This is a genomic window from Halodesulfovibrio oceani subsp. galateae (genome assembly GCF_055397225.1).
In genome coordinates this window covers 3,948,137-3,973,298 of the sequence record NZ_AP042453.1, presented here as the reverse complement: position 1 = coordinate 3,973,298, position 25,162 = coordinate 3,948,137, and the positions used below count along the sequence as shown (strand labels likewise).

Genomic DNA, 25,162 nt, shown 5'->3' with positions numbered 1-25,162 from the left:
TGTTCACCATTCCTGAATATCTTTTTATCATCATGTTTTTACATAGAAAATAAAAATACACATTCATAATTCCCATTACTGGATGAAATACTAAGTAAAATTTTAAATAAAAAAGCCTTTGCATGGAGTGCAAAGGCTTTTCGTTTCTTTTGAATAGATAGCAAAATTGAGTTTAGAAAGGATACGTGATCAAGTCACATTTCATCAAATACTGTAACCAGACAATACGTTCTTTTTCCTAATGTACAGAATGGAGTACGACTGAAAGTTCTTTAAAATAGACGTCAACTAAACTTCCAACATCAATATTTAAAGACTCAGTCACGTTTTTAGAAACAAGTGAACATATGCCGCTACCATCTTCCAGATGTCCCGTTACCTCAGATAAGACTTCTGTTGATGCAATACGTTCTACACTGCACGTAAATTTATTTCTGTGTCCCTCATCATTACTAGCGTATTGCTTACTAATATCAATATAAGGCGCTTTTATAGTCGCAACAACAGGAGTCCCGATACAAATTTTCAACGTACGCAAACTCTCTTCTGTGATCAGGGAGAAAATTGACATGCCGGATTCGGTTACAACCTCAACTTCGGCCATTATGCCATCAGCTGCCACTCGCGCCACATGCCCCACAAACGAGTTACGGGCACTTGTCCGGCGTTGCATTTCATTATGCGCCTTGCGGACAATCGAAGTAACATCATCACTCGTATAATTTCGAAAACTTGCAAGAACATCTGCGGATAAATGCCCGAGCACGTTACTGACGACCAGTAGCGGAACACCGCCGCGCACCATTTCCAGAGCACGGCTGTACCGCAACACTCTCGGCGTTGCCAAAGCTTTCGGCAAACCGCAATCCATGGCACGGGCATAAAAAATTCTCCGCACATACCCCGGGTCCATGTGGAAAAAATGTCCGCGAAGACTGTACCCCATGGAACTTTCGAGCACTTCCTGTATCGAATCGCTGGCAAAGGTTTCCAAAGGAACATCCCGTTTGGTTTCCCCATGCCCTAAGCAAACAATTTTACGTGAAAAATCAAATGCAGTTCTGTCATCCAGCGTCAAAACTTCCCCAAGTCTCGCTCCGGTAAATCGTAACAGCAAAAACAATGCGCGCATACGCTGACGGGAACGCACATACTCCTGCCTGTCCGTTGCCGCACACCACACGTTAAACGATTGGAGGAACACCTCAAGCTGTTGCGGCTCAAGATATCGCAACGAATCAGAAACAGTAAAAATAGTATGCGGGGATAACGATCCGGCATGTTCAGGCATGACAACTCCACGGGAAGTCACGGTTTCAAATTTTTCCGTGACGTGCTTGTTCTAAATAAGCAATCTTCATAGAAGCAGATACAAAAGTAAAGTCATGAAATTTTCAACGGTTACAAACTTCCTGTTTCTAAGAATATATGGAGACTTCGTATGAAACTACTGCTTACCCTTATGATGGTTCTTTGCGTATCTCTGCCAGCTAACGCACAGGCAGCTAATCTCGTAATTGCTCAGGCTGCGAACTTTATGCCCGCAATGCAAGAGATTATCCCTGCTTTTGAAAAAGAAACAGGGATCACAGTACAGGCAACCTACACTTCCACAGGCAAGCTGCACGGACAGATCATAAGCGGTGCTCCATTTGACATGTTCCTTGCTGCCGATACTCTCCGCCCTGAAAAATTGTTTGCTGAAAACCTTGTTCAGGAACCTTTCATCTATGCAAAGGGTCGTATTGTTCTCTGGACACGTAATGAAAAACTCTGTGGAAATTCATGGAAAGAGAACATCAGCTCCCCTGATGTTACTCACATTGCCATTGCCAATACAGAAACTGCTCCATACGGCACCGTGGCAAAGATTGCATTGAAAAAAGAACAACTCTGGACAACTGTTCAGCCAAAACTTGCCATCGGACAATCAATCTCTCAGGTGTTCCAGTATGTGGCTACTGGAGCAGCAGATGCAGGTTTTTGTGCGTACTCCTACATGTTCACACCTGAAGGAAAAAAAGGATGCTTTGTCCCAGTAAAAGAAGCACCTATGGTTATCCAGAAAGCATGTATTCTTAAAAGTACACCAAATAAACAAGCAGCAGAAAAATTTGCAGCATTTCTCGGTTCCCCAACAGTAACGGCCATCAAAAGTAAATACGGGTACGAATAAACTATGACGCTAGAGCCCCTCCTCCTCTCAGCAAAACTAGCGTTTTGTACTATGGTGCTCATTCCGTTACTTGCGTTTCCCCCTGCATATTTCCTCGCCTTTGGAAAATGCAGAGGGAAAAGCATTCTGGATGCTCTCATCACGCTGCCCATGGTTATCCCCCCAACGGTTCTCGGTTTCGGGTTGCTCATTCTTATGACACCCTCGGGAGCCGTCGGTTCAACATGGCAGAGCCTGACAGGCGACAGGCTCATATTCAGCTTTGCGGGTATCCTATTTGCGTCCCTCATTTTCAATCTACCCTTTGCAGTGCAGCCACTGCGAGCGTCGTTTGAAAAACTGGACAAACGATTACTGGAAAGTGCAGCAGTTTTAGGACTGTCTCCATTCCAAACGTTTTACCGTGTCATACTCCCAAACTGTGTAAGCGGCATCGTGGCAAGCTCCATTCTGGTGTTCGCCCACAGTCTTGGGGAGTTTGGTGTTATTCTTATGGTCGGCGGCAGCATTCCGGGGCGGACGCAGGTTGCATCTATTGCAATCTTCGAAGCAGTTGAGGCACTGCGGTATGATGACGCCATCTATATGTCTGCGGCACTGGTACCTGTATGTTTTGTATTTCTCTTGGTCATCAACGCCGTCAACGGGAGGCAGCAGTCATGACGCTCACACTTTCCGTCTCCAAGCAGCTTGAAAACATTACCGTGCAGCTTGAAACAACCTGTCCGTCAAATACGCTGACAGCGATCGTCGGCCCTTCCGGCTCTGGAAAGACAACCCTTATTCGTATGCTTGCAGGACTTGAAACTCCGGACAGCGGAACCATCAACTGTAATGGCAACGTCTGGTTTTCCAGCACATCCGGCATAGCTGTTCCCCCGCAGCGTCGGCATGTAGGACTGGTATTTCAGGACTACACACTCTTCCCGCATCTTACGGTAGAAAAGAACATTCTCTTTGCCGCAGTAAAGCCGGAAACCGTACCGGAGTTACTACAAACGTTTGGAATTGGACACATAAAACACAAAAAGCCGCACTCCATTTCAGGTGGAGAACGGCAACGGGCAGCATTCTGTCAGGCACTGGCACGAGAACCCGTGGCGCTATTATTGGATGAACCGTTTTCCGCGCTTGATGTAACCACACGTCGAAAACTTCAACATCTGCTATTAGAAATTAAAACACAACTTCCGATCCCAATTATCCATGTGACACATGATCTGGAAGAGGCTACCCTGCTTGGCGACACCATTATCGCAATGGAACAGGGGAAACTTTCTCCAAACTGGCTTAATACACAGTTGCTTGCGGCGCATCAGGCTGCTCAAAGCAACATCATGTATGAACAATGCCACCACTGTGGCATGAAACCCATAACGCCGACCACAACGTTAAGCGAGAAACAGAATGCAGGCATTAGCTAATATCCACGAGCAGGCTCTTTCCCATTGGAAAGAGCAAAATATTCTTCATGAAAAAATCGTCGTCTCCGCCAAGCCGCTCACCGCTGAAGAAGCTATCGGTAAGCCCGATGATCTGGACTACCCAATTCAGCAGGGCAAAGAGCATCTGATGGAAGCCACATTCAACGGCTACAAAGGTCAGGCTTTCACCGGCAGCCGCGGCACATTCTCCGGAACACTTGCAGATATTGCAGCCCTTCCACTGACCGACGATTTTAACCGCGCCATTTTTGTTGCCACACTCAATGCCGTAGGTTGTGCATATGACAACACAACCAACACCATCCACTGTAAAGACAATGAACCAAAAGAGTGTGCGAAACAGCTTCGCGAATATATTCAAAAAAAATACGGAAAATGCCGCATTACAATTATCGGTTTCCAGCCAATGATGACTGAAACGCTTCAGTCAGACTTTGAAGTCCGTCTTGTCGATCTTGATCCCAACAACATCGGACAAGTAAAGCGCGGCGTGATGGTAGAGGCCAAAGAAAGTACAAACGAGGCAATAGCATGGGCAGACCTGCTACTAGTAACAGGCACTACGCTTGCGAACAACTCCATCGATCTATTCCTCACCGACAAACCGGTTATCTTTTATGGAACCACCATTGCCGGTGCTGCACCATACATGAACTGGGAACGTTTTTGTCCTATGAGCAAATAAGCTTACCGACCCCAAACTTACCGAACCCAATTGAAGCAGTCTTTCATAATTTTTTGAGCTGCTTGATCCATTTTCTTTTCCGCTTCTCTATAGGATGCAATAAACCGTCTTCCAGTTTCTGTAAGGCGGTATCCTTTTTTGTTTCCACCAACTTTTGTCACCAAATCTTCCCCGATACTTTCTTCCAATTTCTTTAAGCGTCCCCACGCCCTTCTGTACGACATCCCCAACTCTTTCGACGCTCCTGAAAGAGATCCCAGCGCATCAATCTGCTCAAGCAGTACCGCACCACCTGAACCGAACAGCATTTCGCCGTCCTTTTCCAGCCACAGTTTGTATTTTACTCTCTTCGCTTGCATCGTCCACTCTCCTTATTACTGCTCTCACTCGCTTGTGAATTTTTTCTTAAGCAATTTCACACCCATGCTATTTTTTTTTAATAAAAAAATGTTTGACTTATTATGTCCTCGTGGACATAAGAAAAAGCACCAGTAATCGCCTACTCACTACTTTTTTTATCAACCTGAATCGCAAAAAGAGATTACAATGCAGGCAGTTCCAGTTCAAAATTCAATTGGTATGGTTCTTTGTCACGACATCACTCGGATCGTTCCGGGCGAGGCTAAAGGCCCTGCGTTCAAGAAAGGCCACATTGTCAAAGCTGAGGACATCCCGACCCTTCTCGATATTGGTAAAGAGCACCTATACGTGCTTAATCTTACCGAAAATCAAATTCATGAAAACGAAGCCGCTGCACGTATTGCAAAGGCCGTTTCCGGTGAAGGCATCACTCTAAGTGATGTTTCTGAAGGACGAGTAAACCTTATTGCAAACAAAGGGCTGCTGTCCATCGATGTTGAAAAAGTACATCAGATTAATGCCATTGAAGAAGTTGTGCTTTCAACAATGCACGACGGCTTGCATGTAATGACAGAGCGCCCTGTTGCAGGTACCCGCATTGTTCCTCTCGTTACCGATCGATCCAAGGTTGAAGAAGTAGAAGCTGTTTGCGCCAAGGGCGGCCCTGTTATTCAGGTTAAGCCGTTCAAACATCACAGAGTGGGCGTTGTTACCACCGGTAGCGAAGTTTACAATGGTAGAATTACAGACAAGTTCGGCCCTGTAATCCGTAAAAAATTTCACGAACTCGGGTCAAGCGTTGCGGAACAGGTTTTTGTTCCCGACGACCAGCAAATGACAACAGATGCCATCACCTCGTTCCTCGATCAGGGAATGGATTTTGTTGTTGTAACAGGCGGCATGTCTGTTGACCCAGATGACAGAACACCCGCCAGTATCCGCGACACCGGAGCAGATGTAGTTACCTACGGCTCCCCTACCTTCCCCGGTGCCATGTTTATGCTCGCCTACAAGGATGGCCGACCTATCATCGGACTTCCCGGCTGCGTCATGTACTACCGCGCCAGTATCTTTGATCTCATCGTACCACGCATTCTCGCAGGCGAAACCATTACCCGTAGAGATATTACGAACTTAGGACACGGCGGCTTTTGTGCCGGCTGCGACACATGCCACTTCCCGCTGTGTTCCTTTGGTAAATCGTCATAATAATTGGCTGGTTCTGCTGTAGAACCCTCCTGCTTTATAACCTATATGTGGTGGTACCTTTCACAGCATCAACAACCTTCGCCTTGTGTTGTATCCCGCTGTTTGATCGCCTAGGTACCCGAGAGGAGCTTCCATGTTAAAAAAAATGCTTCATGTTAACGGCGTAGACCGGATGGTCATATGCGAACAAGATGAAACACTTGCGAACGTACTTCGTGAGAATTTGAATCTTACCAGTGTAAAAATTGGTTGTGGTTCAGGCCAGTGCGGCAGTTGTACCGTTGTTGTCGACGGTAAGCTTAAGCGTACTTGTACAATTAAAATGAAGCGCATCGCAGAACACACTAAGATTGTTACTGCTGAAGGTGTGGGCACACCAGACAATCTGCATCCTATCCAGCTTGCTTGGATTGCTCATGGTGGCGCACAGTGTGGCTTCTGTACACCTGGCTTCATTATTTCTTCTTACGCACTTCTTCTTGAAAATCAGTCCCCAAGTCGTGAAGATGTTCGTGACTGGTTCCAGAAGCATCGTAACGCATGCCGTTGCACAGGTTACAAACCTCTTGTTGACGCTGTTATGGATGCTGCTGCAGTTCTGCGCGGTGACAAAACACGTGATGAGCTGATGAAAGACGTACCAGTAGAAGGCCGCATCATGGGTACAAAATACCCACGTCCGTCCGCTGTTGCAAAAGTAACCGGTACTCTTGATTACGGTGCAGACTTAGGTCTTAAACTTCCTGCAGACACTCTGCGTTGTGCTCTTGTACAGGCAGAAGTTTCTCACGCAAAAATTATCTCTATCGACACTTCCGAAGCTGAGAAAATGGAAGGCGTTGTAAAAGTAGTTACACACAAAGACGTTAAAGGTAAAAACCGCATTACCGGTCTTATTACCTTCCCAAGCAACAAAGGTGATGGTTGGGATCGTCCTATTCTGTGTGATGAAAAAGTATTCCAGTTCGGCGATGCAATTGCTATCGTTTGTGCTGATACCGAAAAGCATGCAAAAGCTGCTGCTGAAAAGGTAAAAGTAGAACTCGAAGAGCTGCCAGCATACATGAGCGCTCCTGAAGCAATGCAGGACGACGCTATTGAAATTCACCCTGGCACCCCTAACACATACTTCGTACAGAAAGTTGCCAAAGGCGACGAAACTGCACCTATCTTTAAAGACGCAGACGTTACCATTGAAGGTGACTACTACGTTGGTCGTCAGCCTCACATGCCTATCGAGCCAGACGTAGGTTTTGCATACCGCAACGATGAAGGCAAACTCGTTATCCATTCCAAATCTATCGGTATGCACCTGCACGCTGCTATGATTGCTCCTGGTCTTGGCGAAGAGCTTGATAACATCGTTATGGTTATGAACCCTGCCGGTGGTACTTTCGGGTACAAATTCAGCCCTACAATGGAAGCATTGGTTGGCGCTGCATGTATGGCTACTGGCAAACCTGTGTACCTCAACTACACATGGTACCAGCAGCAGACTTACACCGGTAAGCGTTCCCCATTCTTTATGAACGTTCGCATGGCTGCTAACAACGAAGGTAAACTCCTCGGTATGGAAACTGACTGGTCTGTTGACCACGGTCCTTACTCCGAGTTCGGTGACCTTCTTACACTTCGCGGTGCTCAGTTCATCGGTGCTGGTTACAACATCGACAACATCCGTGGTGAAGGCCGTACCGTTTGTACTAACCACGCATGGGGTTCTGCATTCCGTGGCTACGGTTCACCGCAGTCTGAGTTTGCTTCCGAAGTTCTCATGGACGAACTTGCTGAAAAAATCGGCATGGACCCATTGGAACTGCGTTACAAAAACGTATACCGTGAAGGTTCTACAACTCCTTCAGGTCAGGATCCAGAAGTATACAGCTTGCCTGAACTTCTCGACACTATCCGTCCTAAATACGAAGCAGCAAAAAAACGCGCAGCAGAACTTTCCACTGCGGAAGTTAAGCGCGGCGCAGGTATTGCTATCGGCGTTTACGGTTGTGGTCTTGACGGTCCTGATACTGCAGAAGCAGCAATGGAACTTAACGAAGACGGCATCATCACTGTTTACACCACATGGCATGACCATGGTCAGGGTGCAGACATTGGTGCCTTAACCACTGCTCATGAAGCTCTCAGCCCAATGGGTATTCCTGCTGAAAAAATCAGAGTTTGTCTGAACGATACCAGCAAATGCCCTAACGGCGGCCCTGCTGGTGGTTCCCGCTCACAGGTTGTAATCGGTCGTGCTATTAAAGCTACCGGTGAAGCAATGGTTGCAGCGATGACAAAAGCTGACGGTTCCATTTACACCCACGCAGAAATGGTAGCAGAAAACATTCCTACCCGCGTTGATGGTAAATGGTCAGCACCATGTACTGATTGTGATGAAAACGGTCAGGGTAACCCGTTCGCATGTTACATGTACGGCGTATTCCTTGCTGAAGTAGCTGTAGAACTCGCTACCGGTAAAACTACCGTAGAGAAAATAACAGCAGCATCCGACATCGGTACCATCATGAACCAGCTTGCTGTTGAAGGCCAGATGTACGGCGGTCTTGCTCAGGCTATCGGCCTTGCGCTTACAGAAGACTTCGAAGACATCAAAAAGCATTCAACCATGGTTGGTGCTGGCTTCCCATACATCAAGCAGATTCCAGACGATATGGAACTCATCTTCATTGAGTCCAAACGTCCTGAAGGCCCATTCGGTGCATCCGGTGTTGGCGAGCTTCCACTCACCAGCCCGCACGCAGCTATCATCAACGCTATCTACAGTGCTTGTGGCGCACGCATTCGTCATCTGCCTGCACGTCCTGAAAAAGTGCTCGCAGAACTTAACAAGTAATATAGAATAAAAAACCGTCCGTGCTGTTTCGGCAGCACGGACGTATTTAGTAGAGCGCTATGGAACAACACGAACTACGCCAATGGGAAGCACAGTGTACGCAAGAAGAAGCGCCACATTGCCAAGCCCAGTGTCCCCTGCACATTGATGTCCGTACCTTTTGCAAAAAATTGGCTGCGGGTAAAATTAATGAAGCATGGGCTGTTTTGTATAAAAGCATGCCTATGCCGCATATTACTGCCAACCTGTGCGACGGCTCATGTATGGAAACATGCCTGCGCAAAGACCTTGGCGGCAGCATTAATATGCCGGAGCTTGAGCGCTGTTGTGCAGCCAATGCAACCAAGAACCCGCCAGTGCGTCCTCTTCCGTCCAAAGGAAAGCGCGTTCTCATTCTTGGCGGCGGACTTAGTGCGTTAGCTGCTGCGTGGGATCTAGCTAAAAAGGGCATCAGCCCAACCATTCTCTCTACTGAAGCATACGACGACATTGCGTCCCGTATTCCTGAAGACGCATTTGCACAGCATGAACAGGCAATGGAAAAACTTGGTGTCATCTTCTCCAATGAAGAACCACCAGCAGATCTTACCAAAGCTTGCGCCGAATGGGATGCAGTTCTGTTAGCATCACCTGAAGTTGCAAATCAATATGCGTGCGAACTAAGTAATCCCAAAATATTACAAACAAATATTTCCTCCGTATTCTCCGTTCCGACCCCTTGTATTGCTACCACGATAGAACGTATTGCCCTTGGCAGAACGTTAGCATTATCTGCGGAACGGTCTATACAAAATGTATCCCTCACTGCAGGTCGAGACATGGAGGGATCGTACGGGTCCCGACTGCAAACCGCAGTCTCCACAGTCTCCTCACTTCCACAACTTCCTGCAGGTGATGAGGGATATGATGAAGCGACAGCTATGCTGGAAGCCGGAAGGTGCATACAATGCGAATGCATGCAGTGTGTAAACAACTGTGTGTATTTGGCAGAGTTCAAAAGCTATCCGAAGGTATACGCGCGGCAGATCTATAACAACGCCGCGATCATCATGGGTACACGACATGCTAACAAAATGATCAACTCCTGCATGTTGTGTGGCTTATGTGAAGAAATTTGTCCTGAAGATTTTGCAGTTCAGAACCTCTGCCTGTCAGCACGACAAGAGATGGTGGCAGCTTCCACAATGCCATCTTCTGCACATGAATTTGCGATCCGTGATATGGCGTTTGCCAATACCGCGGGTAGGCTCGCAAAGAATGCACCTTCCGCTTCCGCTAGCACGTACGCTTTCTTTCCGGGGTGTCAGCTTCCCGCAATATCACCCCATCTGGTTGAAAGTACCTATGCATACTTACGGACATCTCTCGAAGAGCCTGTAGGTTTATTCATCCACTGTTGTGGAGCCCCTGCACACTGGTCGGGGCAAAAAGATCTGACGGAAACAACAACTGCTCAGATCCTTCAGCAATGGGAAGCCATGGGAAAACCGCAGCTGATTACCGGCTGTCCGACATGTGCAACAATGTTTGCAGAACTGCTGCCGCAGATTCCAACGCGCTCATTGTGGGAAGTTATGGAAGAAGTAGGACTGCCTGCGCAAGCGCGCTTACCACAACAGCCATACGTTCTGCATGATCCATGTTCCACTCGCCATGACGAGCCTATGCGTACGCATGTTCGCTCCATCACAGAAAAACTGACAATCTCAACTACAGAGCCACATCTTTCCGGTTCATTAACTGAATGCTGCGGTTTCGGTGGCTTGCTCGATTCAGCAAACCCTAAGCTTTCACGCAAAGCATCTCAACACAGGGCGGATGTGCTCTCTCAGTGTACAGAGGATGAGCAAGACGTGCTCACATACTGCGCCATGTGTCGCGATATGCTTGCCAGAACAGGCAAACGTACAATCCATCTGTTGGATATCCTTTTTCCTGAAAGCAACCCTGCACTCACATGCTGCAATGCCGACCCTGCCGCCATTCCGGTTACTGGTTTTTCTGAACGTCGCGAAAATCGTATGCGTCTTAAAGAGCACCTGCTCACAACCTTATGGAACGAGGCAGAATCTCCAGCGGAAGAAAATGCGCCAGTAATCACGTACACAGAACAGGCTGCGGCCAACATGGAAGAGCGCCGTATTCTGCGAAGCGACATCCGCAAAGTTGTAGACCATGTTGAAGCAACCGATGAAAGTTTATTCAACACAGAAAGCAAGCTTCACGCTGCCAGCTTCCGGCCAGTAAGTGTTACGTACTGGATGGAATACACGAAGGATGAAAGTGGATACCTGATCCACAATGTATGGTCGCATCGTATGCAGATTATTCCTCCTAAATAAGAGCACCCCATGAAAACGTTACAAGTTTTACACGACGATTATTCACATTGGAAATGCACCCAGTGTAACGAGCAGCTTGTCTTCAAAGCTGTAGACTTGGTGTATCTTGAAAGTAAATTTTCGGTTGAATTGCCAGTTTGTCCAGCATGTGGATACGTACTTATACCAGAATCTCTTGCCTTAGAAAAAATGGCAGAAGTGGAAAGTTTACTGGAAGACAAATGAGTACTCCGCTTTGGCAGCATCCTCTCATGGCAACATTGGAGGATGGCGCACTTCGCCCCGGTGGTCTCGCGCTTACCCGCAAGGCCTACGATGGACTGAAGCTTTCGCCTTCCACTCGTATTCTGGATGCAGGATGCGGCACTGGAGTCACAGGCGAACTTCTTCAACAAGAATATGGCGTCCACGTCACCGGACTTGATCTTTCCGCTCAGAATACGCTGCAAACTCAGGAAAAACACATTCCTGTGGTGCAGGGAACAGTTGATCAGCTTCCTTTTTCCGACGCTGCATTTCACATTGTTAACTGTGATTGCGTTCTCTCCCTCAGCAGCTCTTTGGAAACATCAATCCTAGAATTTTCACGTGTACTCTGCGCAGGCGGCACACTTGTGTTGTCCGACCTTTACAGACGCGGAAAAAATGTCGGGCTTTCTGCTCCAACAACCTATTGTGACTTACCGCAAGAGATCGCCCGTGCAGAACGCTCCAGTTCTTCATGTGCAGTTGGAGGATGCAGCAGTTCACCGATAGAACTTAAACAACTTTTCGCTGTGCTCATGAAGGCAGGGTTTACACATACGTGCAGCACAGACTGCACAAAAGAACTTAAAGAGCTCACGGCGAAACTTATTTTTTCGGGCATTGCATCCTGCTGCCAAGGCAACACAGACACTGCCCAAAGCCCCACTGCATCATACGATAAAAGTATTGGGTACATCCAAATCAAAGCCGTTAAAAAGGAATAACACATGCTTTCCGACATCCAACTGCAATTGCTTCAATGGTCTAGCAAGGGATACTGTTGCAGCCAAATTCTCGTCGGCATGGCGCTCGAATTTTCAGGCATTGAAAATCCACCACTCCTAAGAGCGGCGGAAGGATTATGCAGCGGTATGTCCGGTTGTAACGGAACATGTGGTCTGCTTACAGGCGGATCATTACTCCTAGGTTTATACGCGGGACACGATGCTGAAACTGAAGAAAAGAACGAACACCTTCCTCTCCTGCTCGAGTCATTCACAGACTGGTTTACGCAAAAAACAACAGAGCAGTATGGCGGCATTTCCTGTGGTCAAATTCTTGGAGAAACTTGCGACTCTCCCCTGCCGGACACTTCAAAATGTGGTTCCCTGCTTGCGGAAACATTCTCCTATATTGAATCTCTACTTGCCGAATACGACTACGATATTTCTGCAGTAAAAGAGTAGTTATGTCTGATCACATTTCCCATACCGAAAGCGTTTGCCCTCAGTGCCTTCAGCGTATCCCTGCCATGCGTGTTACCAAAGGGGAAGAAACCCGCCTTGTAAAACACTGTCCGCAGCACGGCGCATTCTCGACTCCTGTCTGGCGTTCAACGCACATGGCAACTGCCTTCAAAGACTGGTTACGTCCTAAAATTCCATCCACACCGCCGACTATTTCAACATCTGTCGACAAAGGCTGTCCGTTCGACTGCGGTCTATGCGAAGAGCACCGTCAGCACAGCTGCATGGCACTTATTGAAGTGACATGGAATTGCAACCTATCCTGCCCTGTTTGCTTTGCATCAGCAGACAACAAGGGAAAGCCGTCCACTCCGAAAGACCCGACCAAAGAAGAACTCATTCAGCTGCTCGAAACCACCATGCGCACCACAGGCGGGTGCAATCTACAATTTTCCGGTGGGGAACCGACAGTACGCGATGATCTTCCAGAACTCGTTGCAGAAGCAAAACGCATCGGGTTCCCGTTTGTACAAATCAACACCAATGGAGTTCGTGCTGCACAAGATCCAGAGTATGTCGCTAAGCTTGCGGCAGCAGGTGTCGATTCCGTATTCCTGCAATTTGACGGATTACGCGAATCAACGTGGAAAGCGTTCCGCAATGCCGATCTTCGAGAAATCAAAGCAAAAGCAATTGCAGCTTGTGCAAAAGCAAACATCGGCATCGTGCTCGTACCGGTCATTTCCCCCGTCATCAACAAAGATGAAGTGGGCGACATCATCCGATTTGCCATAGACCACGCGCCTGCCGTACGTGGTGTTCATTTTCAGCCAATAAGTTATTTTGGACGCTATCCAGTTGCTCCAGCCGACACTGAGCGCATCACGCTGCCGGAGCTGGCTGAAGAACTAGAGCGGCAGACAAACAACCTTGTCGCAACAGGAGACTTTGTGCCTCCCACCTGTGAACATGCCCTTTGCTCGTTCCACGCCAATTACATTATCAATGACGACAAGACGCTTCAGCTTCTGTCTGTTCCTAAAAATTCCTGCAACTGCAAGCCAAAGCCCGCAGCTGAAGGGGCAGAAAAAGCACGTTCATTCGTACGCAGCCAATGGGCAGCAGCGGAGCATGACAAGAAACCGCAGTCGCTGGCCAACGAGCTTGATTCGTTCATTCAGCAAGCATCAACACAGCGCTTTGCCATATCAGCCATGGCTTTTCAGGATGCATGGTCTCTTGATATAGAACGGTTAAAAGGCTGCTGCATTCATGTGGTTGCGCCGGATGGAAGACTTGTTCCTTTCTGTGCATACAACCTCACAGCAGCTGACGGGACAACTTTGTATCGCGGGAAATAGTTTATTGTTTTGTTGCCTCTGGCGGGTCTCCGACGGGCAGGGCTTTGCCCCCGCACCCCACGAGAGGGACGCCCTCTCGACTGCGAGGTTGGACTACCTCTTTATGATTGTTATGAGGTTCTAAGATCTTTTGTAATGTACCGAGTGGGATAGCAAATTCCAGTAGGCTTAGTTAGGATAAATTACGGTAAGTACATTTAGGGGCACCCCCTAAAATGAAAAGCCTCTGAACAGGATCGCAATGCAAAAGACTTTCGTAGAAAATACACAGCAACGAATCGTTATCGGGGCTAACCCGCTAGACGCACCAGCTCAAGAAGATATGGGTTTTGATGCATCTGTACGCTCGTTTTCTCATGCTCACATTGAAGCATGGCAGCTTAGCAAGCTCAAAGAGGTTTGCAGTTATGCAAAAGAAAACGGACGGTTTTACGCTGAGCATTTTCGCGATCTAAGCCTTGAGTCCATCACTTCCCGTGAAGAATTTTCAAAACTGCCACGAACCACAGCAGCGGATATCAGAGAAGCACCTTTCAAATTTTTATGCACTTCGCAAGACGACATTGCACGTGTTGTAACGTTGACAACCTCTGGTTCCACAGGCAAACCCAAACGTCTCTATTTCACACAAGATGAGCTAGACGAAACTACGGCATTTTATAATCACGGTATGCGATGCCTTGTTGATGCGGGGGACACAGTTCTAGCACTCTTGCCTGCTCCCAAGCCAGACAGTGTTGGCGCATTACTCGCGGATGGGTTACGGCAATTAGGTGCAAACCCTGTACTGAATCAAGACCCTGATGACGTTGCAGCTTCGCTGGCAATGCTTAATAAACATAGCCCTGACTGTGTGGTGGGAACCTCTGCACATGTTCTTGCTTTGGCAAAATTATGGAAGCACCAAGGCGGAATGAATTCACCAGTAAAAAGTGTTTTACTCTGCTGGGATGCCAACTCCCGTTCAATTCGCAAATACATTGAAAAAATCTGGGATTGCCGAGTGCACACACACTGGGGAATGACAGAGACCGGACTCGGTGGTGCTGTAAGCTGCGCACACAGTAAAGGAATGCACCTACGCGAAACAAATTTATATCTAGAAATTACAGACCCAGAAACGGGAATGGTTCTGCCGGATGGTGAACGCGGCGAAATAGTTGTTACAACCCTTACGAGAAAAGGGATGCCGCTTATCCGATACCGCACAGGCGACGAGTCACACATTATGAAAAATGCCTGTCCGTGTGATTCCCCGTTGCGTCAACTCAGCCCGAATATTCGACGGATTGTTCAGCCGAACGATACACCGGACTGGTTCCAGTTCGTCACTCCGACGTCTATCGATAGGCTGTTACTCTCTGTTCCAAATTTTCTTGCCCAGCAAGCACAATATTGGGTGGCACCAAACAAGCTGGAAGTAACTGTTGACATGAGTGAGAACTCACCCCAACAATTAGCCAGCGTAAAGGAGCTATTATGCGATCTTGTTTCTCCGTTGCATAATGCTCCGGATATATTGTGCTTGCCGGGCAGAAATGACGGCAAAATTTCTATTGGATTCGCAAAACGCAAAATATGCGTAACGTAACGAGGTTACAATGCATTCTATTCTCTCAGATATCACCAAAAAACTATCAGCGCATAACTGCGTTCTTGCCACCGTTATATCCAGCACCGGTTCAACGCCTCGTTCATCCGGCGCACACATGCTTATTTGCCCACAAGGCGAATTTTATGGAACCGTCGGTGGTGGTCTAATCGAAGCTAAAGTTCAAGAAACTGCCGCAGAATTTCTTGTTGGCAACACAGGCGCTGCTGCCCTGCATTTCTACGAACTGGATAATACCAAAGCTGGCGCACTCGGCATGTCTTGCGGCGGCGCTCTTACCGTATTACTGGAACGACTAATTCCTGAATACCACGCTGAATTCGTACAGCTCGAAAATGATGTTCGCAAAGGCAATGCAAGCTCACGCGAAGCCTACTATCTTCAGTCCGGTGAAACTTGGAATCGTATTGATGCAACCGCACTGGCAGATGCTGAATATGCCAACGCCATGCAGTCCATAAGCACCGCTAAAGGTGCAGCAGCTAGTGGCGCTTCTCCATTACTTTTCAATGAACAGTCTCTTCAATATTTTTCTGAAACATACCATCCGTCAGCCACTGTCATTATTGCCGGTGCAGGACATGTTGCGAAACCTACAGCAGAAGTCGCCCACCTTGCTGGATTCTCTGTCACTGTACTGGATGATCGCGACGACTTTGCGAATGCCGAACGTTTTCCGAATGCACACGTTCTCGTTGTGAATTCATTGGAAGATGTGCTCTCTGAAATTACCGTTCATAAAGATTGTTATGTTGTCATCGTAACCCGAGGGCACGAGCACGACAAAACAGTGCTGCAACAAATGCTCACAACTCCTGCAAAATACATTGGTATGATCGGCAGTAAAAGCAAGCGTGATGGTTTGTATCAGCGTCTCCGCGAAGAAGGCGTAACTGATGAAGCCATAGCCCGTTGTCATTGCCCGATTGGGCTGCCACTTGGCGGCAGAACACCGGAAGAAATTGCGGTAAGCATTATGGCGGAGATCATTCAAACTAAAGCACAGGGTTAAGCGCATGCTTAAAGCCTATGCAATAATACTGGCGGCGGGATACGGTTCCCGCATGAAACAATGCAAACCAACGTTGCACCTTGGGAATAAAACCGCCCTGCAGACACTTGCAGATACTTTCATTGAGGCAGGCGTGCCCCCGCTAGTTGTCACTGGCTACGCCAGAGAAAAAGTTGACCAAGAATGCCAGCGTCTCAAGTTACGCACCATTCATAATGCAAACTTTGATGACGGAATGTTTTCCTCTGTTCAAACCGGCTGCAATGCTCTTCCTGATGATGCGGATGTATTTTTTATTACTCCGGTAGATATTCCACTTATCCGCACTCGCACTATTGCTATGCTGCTTGATAGCGCCTCAAAAACTGAAGCTGCTGTGACCCACCCTATTCTGGATGACAGTTCATTATTGGCGCTTCCTGATTTTCTTTACGCAACAGAAGCTAAACGAGGACACCCGCCATGCATGCGGGCATCCATGAAGCAGACAATTCTACAATACAATGGTGAGGGCGGACTAGCGAGTGCGTTAGACCAGCATGCCGGTTCCACCCAATACATCCCTGTTATAGACAGTGGAATGCTGCTGGATATGGATACCCCTACGGATTACGAAAATCTGTGTGCCATGCAAAAACTCTACACCGTACCCACCGTGCAGGAATGTTACGCCATCTGGAATGCAGTTTCGCTGCCCACACACATCAGGAAGCATTCAATTGCAGTCGCTGGTGTCGCCCGCGTTATGCTTGAAAAACTTCCCAATATTTCCACTCTTTTTAAACAAACAGTTATCGCCGGTGCTATGCTGCACGATATTGCGAAGGGTATGCCGCAACATGCTGCCGTTGGTGCCAGGCAAGTCACCGAATTCGGCTTTCCGGCACTTGCGTCGTGCATTGCAGACCACTCACATCTTATACCCGCAAAAGGCGCTGTCACAGAATCAGAGATCATTTTTTTAGCGGATAAGTTTGTAGAAGGCACAAACAAGTGCACTTTGGACAGAAGATATAAAGAGAAAATGGCATGTTATGCCGAGTCCCCAGAAGTTGTTGCAGCCATTCAACAAAAACTTCAGGAAGCACAAGCAGTACTAGATAAAGTGAATTTAGCAGCCAAAGTTGATTTCAACACACTGCTCACTGCAAACGGGAATACCTAGTATGATTTATCTCGTTCGCCACGGGGAGACCGTTCTCCATAAAGGAATCTGCATAGGGCAAACAGATATTCCTCTGGCTGAAAAAGGAATTGCGCATGTCTCTCAAAACACACTACCGCAATTACTTTCTCTACAACCGGAGAATCCACGGATCATTGCCAGCCCACTACGGCGTACGATGCAAACTGCTGAGATTTTGGATAACGAGCTTGGGGCGGGGATTGAAACGGAATCTGCTTTAAAAGAAATAGATATGGGAAAATGGGACGGCCTCACGTTTTCGTACATACAAAAAAACTGGCCAAAAGCTTACGAGCAACGCGGCGATGACTTTGCTCACTTTCGAACACCAAAAGGTGAATCCTTTTTTGATGTTCAACAACGGGCGCTGGAAGTAGTTATTCCACTATGCCAAGCGCCTGAATCGTTTATTTTGGTAACTCACGCCGGAGTCATACGCACCCTGCTCTGCGCCGCAAACCAGACACCATTACAAGAGCTGTTCACCTATAAGCCTGCAACGGGTTCCATCACGTTACTCAGCAAGCAAATATTCCTCGAAAAGACACTCTATCTGGAATAAAAATTTCATATAGAAATCCCCCGCCACATTGATTAGTGACGGGGGATTTTTTTATGCTGAAAGAAATTCCTGTAAGGCAGCTGTATGCTTTAATGCCATCGCATAGCCATCATCATACAATTGATACAACTTACGCTGATCCCGGCAAACACGCCCGACGCCAAGGGTACTTTCAGGACGAATCACAAAAATTTCGCCCTGCTTTTCCTTCGCCTCGATTACTGCCAGTTGATCATTATATGCTTCATGGCGATGCTCAAGTGCCCTGATCAATCCGGGAAATTGTGGATAGCGCCATTTACACAGTGCTAACGATTTGCTGGCATGTTTGCGGTAGCCTTCCGGTTGTGTGAGAACCAAAACCGGCTTTTCATCATGCTCAAGACACTGCTGAAGGGGAATAAAATTCGCAATGCCACCATCCATATATACTGCCCCGTTATATTCCACAGGCTTGGCAATAAGTGGCAAGCTAGCCGATGCCCGCATAATAGTAAGCACGTTCTCCCGACTTCCAAGCATGCTCTTTTCAAACATCACGGCTTTACCGGTATAGCAATCAGTCACGCCTATCCAGAATTTGATCGGGTTGTTTTTAAACGTTTCATAATCAATCGGTACGATATGCAATGGCATATCTTCAAAAATGAAATCCATTCCGAACAGGTCGCCGCCTTTTAACAGACGCATAAAGCTTAGATACCTTTTGTCGTTAACGAAACGTATATTCGCTATTCTGTTCCGCTCCGGCTGATTGGAAATAAGATTGGCTCCGTTACATGCCCCCATGGATACCCCGTACACAGACGAAAACGAAAAACGCATATCCATAAAATGCCGAAGTACACCAGCAGAGAAATTTCCCCGAAGTCCTCCGCCTTCAAGAACAAGTCCGGCGGTAACAGTTGATTGCATCGGTAAAACCTCCTGAGAAATTGCTTGATAAAACAACAACTCAACCTTGGAGGTGTTGTATAGTATTTGGAGAACATAATCGAAAGTGTCCTGAGAGGACAGTAGCAGAAAGAAGATTCTCTATCATGATAATTGTCTACACTAAATAACTAGTAATTTTCTTCAACACCAACGTTCACGCTAATTACATAACAAAGGCTCTCACATTTTCATGTAAGAGCCTTTGTATATATTCAAGCTTCTCTGCATTCAACACAGCGAATAGCTGTTCCTTTCACAGAATAAAGAAGTTGTTACACTATCGCTGTTCACCCCAGAATAAGGCAATAACCTTATCATTCGGAGCACGGCCAACATACGAGCCTGCAATAAAAGCGCTGAGTGCTATCAACGTAGTCGGCACAATTGCATGCACGCCGCCCATCGCCGGTTTCATAATGCTGATTGTAATGAAGGATACAACACCAAAGGTAATCGAAGCCACAGCACCAGTTGCGTTTGCACGCTTCCAGTAAAGTCCAAGAAGAATTGGCCACAGAAATACAGCTTCCAACCCGCCAAATGCAAACAAATTAATCCACACGAGCAGATCTGGCGGCTGAATAGCAGCAAAAAAGACTATCAACCCGATGATGGCAGTAGACATCAGGCTCATACGCTGAATGCTTACAGAAGGCATCAGAGAGGCATCGCCTTTTAATCTGTAATGCACATACAAATCTTTAATAATCGCGGCAGAAACAAGCAGAAGCATGGAATCAACGGTGGACATGATAGCAGCAAGAGGCCCTGCAATGAATACTCCAGCCCAGAACGGTGAGAGCAATTCCATAATCAAAGATGGCATCGCAAGGTCGCCCGCAGGAAGATCAGGAAGAATCGCACGTCCCAACGCGCCGGAGAGATGCGCACAGAGGATAATGAACCCGATGATAAGTGTACCGATGATCATAGCATCATGCATCGCGCGGGAATCTTTGTAGCCCATGCAACGTTGCGTTGTCTGCGGCAGGCCTAAGATCCCCAAGCCCACAAGAATCCATAAGGACATTGTAAAAGGCTGCGGAACAGCATTCTTGGGGCCGGTTGGAGTAATTAAACCGGGATCAATATCTTTAAGTGCAGTCATACACTGTTCCATTCCGCCACCGGCATTAATGATTGCCAGCAGAATAACGACAACAGCCACAACCATAATAATGCCCTGAATGGCATCAGTAATAACTACGGCACGGAAACCGCCCACGGCAGTATAAAGAACAACGGTAACACCAAACAGCACCAGTCCGACAATATACGGGTATCCGGTTACTGCCTGAAAAAGTCGTGCCCCGCCGATAAACTGAGCAAGCATGGCTGCCATGAAAAATACGAGTAATGCTACAGAGCAAAGAATTACAACGGCATCGCTTTTATATCGAGCGCGTAAAAAATCCGTAATAGTCATTGAATTGGTTTTACGGGCAATAATGGCAAAACGTTTACCGAGAACACCCAGTGTAAGGAAGGTGGTCGGTACCTGAATCATTGCAAGAAACACCCAGCTCAAACCGTAACGGTACGCAACCCCGGGGCCGCCAACGAAACTGCTGGCACTGGTGTAGCTTGCGATAATTGTCATAGCGAGAACAAAACCACCCATGGAGCGACCACCGATAAAGTAGTCTTCCATAAATCCCTGAGAAGATTTGGATGATGCCTTTTTACGCGCCCAGAGCGCCACAGCAAATGAAAGTGCCAGATACAGCACCACAGGGATTATTGTAATCAGCGCATCACTCATGCGATATTTCCTTTGTTGGAATCTGCGGCATGCTGTTCGCTTTCCGCAGTGCCCAATTCCTCGTCAGATACTTCATCATCAAGCGGCATTTCTTTAAAAAAGAAACGCACAATTCCCCAAAGTAGAATGGTAATGACAGGGTAGCCGACAATGCAGCTGTAAAAAAACCATTCCGGCATACCGAACACGTATTCATACTGTTCTGGATCGCCGTCGCCCATTCCGTATCCGAAAATGAACCACCAGATAAAATACAGAGCGTAGGCTCCCAAAGAAAACAACGCCTCTTTGTTGGCTTGAGCAAAACGCCAGTCCTGTGTCTGCTTATTCATATGATACACCTGTAAAATTTAAGAAACGAACACTGCAAGCAAGCCATGGACGTTAACAGTCCATTATCAATACTAAAAAAGATACCAACAGCACTTTTACACAGTGTCGGTATCAATGCGGTAAGGCGGAATAAAATTGCCTCACATTTTTGCTATGCAGTCTAAGCGTTATGCAAACTCTTTAAAAAAAGAACACTAAAGAAGATTAATTCCTTCAGCACAAAAAATAACACCAATTGCTTGAAGCCTTCTGCCCTAAAGCACTCAAGAAAACAAGCCATCGGACGCTGTTTTCATTCCCTTATTTTCCTCTTCCTGCCACAACTGCCCCACTCAATAGAGACAGCAATTCAATAAAAATTATGCAAGCCAATTTTTGCAAGCCACCCTATTTCAACGCTCCGTACTATACCAAAGCGAATAACGTTACACTTGGACAAAATTGCCCCGTCGTGCACAAAAACTATCACCCCATGACGTGGGTTATCAAAGGCAAATAAAAGCGTTCCGGTAGAATTTGAGCCTACTAGAATCAGCTGGATAGCCTTTTTTGAATCAAACGAAAGTTTTTTCAACGCAGCAAAACTGCAATCAAAATTTTATTAGATATGAAGAAATTACTATTACAGGGAGATAAAGACATGAGACATCAAACAGTTGCAGAATACACTGTTGATCGACTTTCGAAGCTTGGTATCACAGACTGCTTTGGTCTTCCTGGTGATTTTACGTTCCCATTCAATAACGCAATAGCCTCTCATCAATCGATCGAGTGGGTTGGTTGTGCTAACGAGTTAAACGCGGCCTACGCCGCTGACGGATACGCGCGCATTCGCGGAGCATCGATGCTTTGCACGACGTATGCTGTAGGTGAACTCAGCGCACTCAACGGCATAATGGGTGCCAAAGCCGAACGGTCATTAATCTTCCATTTGGTGGGTATGCCAAGCATGCGCCACCAGCAGTTACAAAGGGTTCTGCATCACACCCTTGGCGACGGCGTTTTTCAAAATTTCATCAATATTTCGGCTCAGGCTGCATGTGTGCACACTGTCCTGACACCGGATAACTGTGTACATGAAATGGAACGGGTAATTTCCACTGCAATGGCAAATCGCCAACCCGCATACATCATGGTTGCGCAAGACATGGCCACACGACCTGTCACCAGCCCACTTATTGATCCCTATCCTGAACCTAAAAGCGATATCCAAGAACTCCAAAACGCTGTAGCCACAGCTTTGAGTAAAATAGAGGATGCAAAATCCGGCTGTATCCTGCCAGCTTTCACCGTAAGTCGTTTCGGGCTTCAGGCTGAATTAACAGCCCTAATCGAAGCAAGTGGTCTGCCTTTTGCCACTACTGCGATGGATAAAGCGGTTATCACCGAAGCACACCCCCAGTTCATTGGCGGTTATTCAGGCAAGTTTTCTGCCCCCAACGTTGTTGAAGCTGTTGAAGGAGCGGATGTTGTAATTAATGCCGGTGGAGTTCTATACACCGACTTTGCGACAGCTGGTTTTTCTCAGACCATTGATCCTGCCAAAGAAATTGTGATTGGCATTGATTCAACACGAATAGACAAGAAAATTTTCAGTAATGTACGCATGCGAGATATGTTCGTAGAGCTTACTCATCAAATGCAAAGTAACGCAAAGCCCACAGTCCAAAGACCGGTACAAGCTAACGTGGTGGGGGGAGCTGGCGATCCAATCACAGCCGAATCGCTTTACCCACGATACCAACGTTTTTTCAAGCCAAACGACATCATCGTGGCTGAAACAGGTACAAGTTCCTGTGGCTGCGGGTCACTTCTCCTGCCTGACGGGGTGTCCTACCAAACCCAGACCTTATGGGGCTCTATTGGTTGGGGAACTGGGGCAGCCTTTGGGATGTCTATCGCTGACAAAAATCGGCGTATCATTCTGATCACAGGCGAAGGTTCACATCAGTTTACGGCCAATGAAATTGGTAACTTTGCGCGACATGGCTTAAAGCCGATAATTTTTGTGCTGAATAATCAGGGATTCTGTGTTGAGCGGGCGTTAGATAACAACCCAGACTGGTGCTACAACGATCTGGCACAATGGAATTACCATACCTTGCCCGCAGCACTTGGGTGCAAAAATTGGTTTACCGCTAAAGTGAAAACAAATGGCGAGCTTGAACAAGCTATGAAACAAGCAGAAAAAGCAGACACAGCATCATATATCGAGATTCTGGGTGGAAAATACGACTACCCATCAAGCGTAAAGCTCTTCCACTCAAGAATGGCAGAATTATATGACGCGTAATGGTCACAGTACCAAACCTGCCTGATTTACTTTGAGATAAATGCTTAGGACGGCTAATACCGCAAGAATAAAAACATATTATTTCAGTAAATTATCTGCAAAATTCTTCTTTAGTTAAATATTTTGCTAAATTTAGTTGACGACATCAACCTTTGTACTTATTTTCCCTTCAAGACAAACGGAGCTGACACATGAAACAATTAACTACAGCAAACACAGTTGTTGAAAACATATTAGAAATAGCGTGGCACTTTAGTTCCCGCGGTATTAATGGTGCATGTTGTGCAGATTTATCTCTTGCGGAATTCAGAGCTCTGCAAACAACTGCCATCACACCTAACTGTTCTGTTCAGCACATAGGTAAAATTTTAGACTTCACAAAAAGCGGCGCAACCCGCATCGTTAATCGATTAGAAAAGCAGCAACTGGTAACAAAAATTCGCTCCGCAGCGGATGCCAGAGTTTGTTGCGTTACTCCCACTCCCGCCGGACTAGAACTGCTGCAGGACTCAATGCAGTGTACCAATGATCGCCTTGAACAGGCTCTGCTTAAGGTAACTCCATCTGAACGGGATGATATTTCGAAGTCTTTAAATTTACTGGCAAGCACACTTGCGTCATTGGATAAATAAAGGGCTCGGCCCCCTTTTTTAAAATATTAGTTGACGATGTCAACCAAAAGGAGATCAACATGAACAACCTACAAAAGACTCTAGAATATTTTGCCTTCATAAGCGTTGAACTTACCATTCTATTCCTTGGAATCAGCACCGCAGTCGCGCTAGCTCTCATGTATATCCCACAGGAAAAACTTAAGGGCTGGATTTCCCGCAAAGGCATCTGGGGCAATATTCTCGGCGCACTGGTTGGTGGTCTGACTCCATTTTGCGCCTGCTCGACTATTCCGATGACGCTTGGTCTCCTCAATGCAGGGACACCGTTCGGGCCAGTGATGTCCTTTGTAATTGCCTCACCAATTCTTAACCCGATTATCTTAAGCATGATTGCTACTCTGCTGGGCGGAAAAGCTGCACTTATGTACGGGGTGGTCACATTCGTTGCTGCGGTAACATTCGGTCTGCTTCTAGACGCATTCGGCTTTGGTAAACTTGTTCGCAACGTACGCCTTCAGCAAAGTTGCTGTGGTGGAGAAGCTGAACCAATACCCCCAACATTTTGGGGAAAAAGCAAAGCAGCCTTTAATTCAGCTTTGGGAGATTTTAGGCGTGTGTTCTTCTACTTATTTATAGGTGTCGCCATTGGTGCAGGTATCTATGGCTACATGCCACAGGAACTCATTGTAGAGTGGGCAGGCCCTAGCAACCCGCTTGCAATACCTATCGCAGCGCTTGTCGGTATCCCTCTGTATATCCGTGCTGAAACAGCAATTCCAATTGGTTTAGCTCTTGCGGGAAAAGGTATGGGTCTTGGAGCTGTCATAGCGCTCATTGTCGGCGGTGCAGGCATGGCTATTCCTGAAATGAGTATGCTTGCTTCTATCTTTAAAAAACGCCTTGTTGCTGCCATAGTCCTAGTCATTTTTTCAACGGCTGTTGTGGCTGGCATTTCCTTCACCACCATACTGTAAGCACTCAAACAACCTT

Annotated in this window: 23 protein-coding genes; 18 read left to right on the top strand and 5 right to left on the bottom strand. The window is 47.0% G+C overall.

Annotation, left to right across the window (positions count from 1 at the left end; all coding sequences use genetic code 11):
• Positions 1-238 precede the first annotated feature (238 nt).
• On the bottom strand, positions 239-1,291 hold the full coding sequence (locus ACZ5V1_RS17370; protein WP_464389928.1) for a TOBE domain-containing protein: 1,053 nt from the start codon (positions 1,289-1,291) through the stop codon (positions 239-241).
• A gap of 150 nt (positions 1,292-1,441) precedes the next feature.
• Here ACZ5V1_RS17370 and modA point away from each other — a divergent pair, with 150 nt between their 5' ends.
• From modA to ACZ5V1_RS17350, 4 genes are read left to right on the top strand one after another with little or no spacing between them, the layout of a single operon-like run.
• Entirely contained in the window at positions 1,442-2,176 is a 735-nt protein-coding gene (gene modA / locus ACZ5V1_RS17365; protein WP_464389927.1) for a molybdate ABC transporter substrate-binding protein, read from the top strand.
• A 3-nt stretch (positions 2,177-2,179) separates the two neighbouring features.
• Positions 2,180-2,839, top strand: a complete 660-nt coding sequence (gene modB / locus ACZ5V1_RS17360) for a molybdate ABC transporter permease subunit (protein WP_160717234.1) — start codon at positions 2,180-2,182, stop codon at positions 2,837-2,839.
• Positions 2,836-3,600 carry an ATP-binding cassette domain-containing protein gene (locus ACZ5V1_RS17355; protein ID WP_464389926.1) on the top strand — a complete coding sequence of 255 codons (765 nt, stop codon included), beginning with the start codon at positions 2,836-2,838 and terminating at the stop codon, positions 3,598-3,600. Before modB ends, ACZ5V1_RS17355 begins: the two co-directional genes overlap by 4 nt.
• Positions 3,584-4,306, top strand: a complete 723-nt coding sequence (locus ACZ5V1_RS17350; protein ID WP_464389925.1) for a Rossmann-like domain-containing protein — start codon at positions 3,584-3,586, stop codon at positions 4,304-4,306. The genes ACZ5V1_RS17355 and ACZ5V1_RS17350 overlap by 17 nt, the downstream gene beginning before the upstream one ends.
• A 17-nt stretch (positions 4,307-4,323) precedes the next feature.
• Here ACZ5V1_RS17350 and ACZ5V1_RS17345 read toward each other — a convergent pair whose 3' ends face one another.
• Positions 4,324-4,665: a winged helix-turn-helix domain-containing protein gene (locus ACZ5V1_RS17345; protein ID WP_464389924.1), complete on the bottom strand. Its 342-nt coding sequence runs from the start codon at positions 4,663-4,665 to the stop codon at positions 4,324-4,326.
• A 187-nt stretch (positions 4,666-4,852) separates the two neighbouring features.
• On the opposite strand from ACZ5V1_RS17345, the gene ACZ5V1_RS17340 reads away from it, so the two are divergent.
• The 11 genes from ACZ5V1_RS17340 (at position 4,853) to ACZ5V1_RS17290 (ending at position 18,234) form a co-directional block, all read left to right on the top strand.
• The gene (locus ACZ5V1_RS17340) at positions 4,853-5,875 is read left to right on the top strand and encodes a molybdopterin-binding protein (protein WP_464389923.1); all 1,023 of its coding nucleotides are present in this window, start codon (positions 4,853-4,855) and stop codon (positions 5,873-5,875) included.
• Between the two features lie 133 nt (positions 5,876-6,008).
• Entirely contained in the window at positions 6,009-8,726 is a 2,718-nt protein-coding gene (locus ACZ5V1_RS17335) for a molybdopterin-dependent aldehyde oxidoreductase (protein WP_464389922.1), read from the top strand.
• A 59-nt stretch (positions 8,727-8,785) separates the two neighbouring features.
• Positions 8,786-11,068 carry a pyridine nucleotide-disulfide oxidoreductase/dicluster-binding protein gene (locus ACZ5V1_RS17330; RefSeq protein ID WP_464389921.1) on the top strand — a complete coding sequence of 761 codons (2,283 nt, stop codon included), beginning with the start codon at positions 8,786-8,788 and terminating at the stop codon, positions 11,066-11,068.
• A gap of 9 nt (positions 11,069-11,077) precedes the next feature.
• Positions 11,078-11,293, top strand: a complete 216-nt coding sequence (locus ACZ5V1_RS17325; RefSeq protein ID WP_160717248.1) for a DVU_1557 family redox protein — start codon at positions 11,078-11,080, stop codon at positions 11,291-11,293.
• Positions 11,290-12,039, top strand: a complete 750-nt coding sequence (gene trsM / locus ACZ5V1_RS17320; protein ID WP_464389920.1) for a DVU_1556 family methyltransferase — start codon at positions 11,290-11,292, stop codon at positions 12,037-12,039. Before ACZ5V1_RS17325 ends, trsM begins: the two co-directional genes overlap by 4 nt.
• A gap of 3 nt (positions 12,040-12,042) precedes the next feature.
• Entirely contained in the window at positions 12,043-12,501 is a 459-nt protein-coding gene (locus ACZ5V1_RS17315) for a DVU_1555 family C-GCAxxG-C-C protein (protein ID WP_373793037.1), read from the top strand.
• Between the two features lie 2 nt (positions 12,502-12,503).
• On the top strand, positions 12,504-13,862 hold the full coding sequence (gene trsS, locus ACZ5V1_RS17310) for a radical SAM (seleno)protein TrsS (protein WP_464389919.1): 1,359 nt from the start codon (positions 12,504-12,506) through the stop codon (positions 13,860-13,862).
• 241 nt (positions 13,863-14,103) lie between these two features.
• Positions 14,104-15,453 carry a DVU_1553 family AMP-dependent CoA ligase gene (locus tag ACZ5V1_RS17305; protein ID WP_464389918.1) on the top strand — a complete coding sequence of 450 codons (1,350 nt, stop codon included), beginning with the start codon at positions 14,104-14,106 and terminating at the stop codon, positions 15,451-15,453.
• A gap of 10 nt (positions 15,454-15,463) precedes the next feature.
• A complete protein-coding gene (locus ACZ5V1_RS17300; protein ID WP_464389917.1) occupies positions 15,464-16,486 on the top strand; it encodes an XdhC family aldehyde oxidoreductase maturation factor in 1,023 nt (340 codons plus the stop codon).
• 4 nt (positions 16,487-16,490) lie between these two features.
• Positions 16,491-17,651, top strand: a complete 1,161-nt coding sequence (locus ACZ5V1_RS17295) for a DVU_1551 family NTP transferase (protein WP_464389916.1) — start codon at positions 16,491-16,493, stop codon at positions 17,649-17,651.
• Between the two features lies 1 nt (position 17,652).
• Positions 17,653-18,234, top strand: coding sequence for a histidine phosphatase family protein (locus ACZ5V1_RS17290; RefSeq protein ID WP_464389915.1), 582 nt, complete (start codon positions 17,653-17,655; stop codon positions 18,232-18,234).
• A gap of 51 nt (positions 18,235-18,285) precedes the next feature.
• Here the strand turns inward: ACZ5V1_RS17290 and ACZ5V1_RS17285 are convergent, their stop codons facing one another.
• The 3 genes from ACZ5V1_RS17285 to ACZ5V1_RS17275 all read right to left on the bottom strand — a co-directional run bounded on the left by ACZ5V1_RS17285 (position 18,286) and on the right by ACZ5V1_RS17275 (position 21,264).
• Positions 18,286-19,149: a patatin-like phospholipase family protein gene (locus tag ACZ5V1_RS17285; RefSeq protein WP_464389914.1), complete on the bottom strand. Its 864-nt coding sequence runs from the start codon at positions 19,147-19,149 to the stop codon at positions 18,286-18,288.
• A 298-nt stretch (positions 19,150-19,447) separates the two neighbouring features.
• Entirely contained in the window at positions 19,448-20,932 is a 1,485-nt protein-coding gene (gene panF / locus ACZ5V1_RS17280; RefSeq protein ID WP_464389913.1) for a sodium/pantothenate symporter, read from the bottom strand.
• The gene (locus ACZ5V1_RS17275) at positions 20,929-21,264 is read right to left on the bottom strand and encodes a YhdT family protein (protein ID WP_464389912.1); all 336 of its coding nucleotides are present in this window, start codon (positions 21,262-21,264) and stop codon (positions 20,929-20,931) included. The genes panF and ACZ5V1_RS17275 overlap by 4 nt, the downstream gene beginning before the upstream one ends.
• 641 nt (positions 21,265-21,905) lie before the next feature.
• Here ACZ5V1_RS17275 and ACZ5V1_RS17270 point away from each other — a divergent pair.
• The 3 genes from ACZ5V1_RS17270 (at position 21,906) to ACZ5V1_RS17260 (ending at position 25,146) form a co-directional block, all read left to right on the top strand.
• Entirely contained in the window at positions 21,906-23,558 is a 1,653-nt protein-coding gene (locus ACZ5V1_RS17270; protein WP_464389911.1) for an alpha-keto acid decarboxylase family protein, read from the top strand.
• 191 nt (positions 23,559-23,749) lie between these two features.
• The gene (locus ACZ5V1_RS17265; protein WP_464389910.1) at positions 23,750-24,190 is read left to right on the top strand and encodes a MarR family winged helix-turn-helix transcriptional regulator; all 441 of its coding nucleotides are present in this window, start codon (positions 23,750-23,752) and stop codon (positions 24,188-24,190) included.
• Between the two features lie 59 nt (positions 24,191-24,249).
• Positions 24,250-25,146 (top strand): permease, encoded by an 897-nt coding sequence (locus tag ACZ5V1_RS17260; protein ID WP_464389909.1) that lies wholly within the window; start codon positions 24,250-24,252, stop codon positions 25,144-25,146.
• Positions 25,147-25,162: the final 16 nt, after the last annotated feature.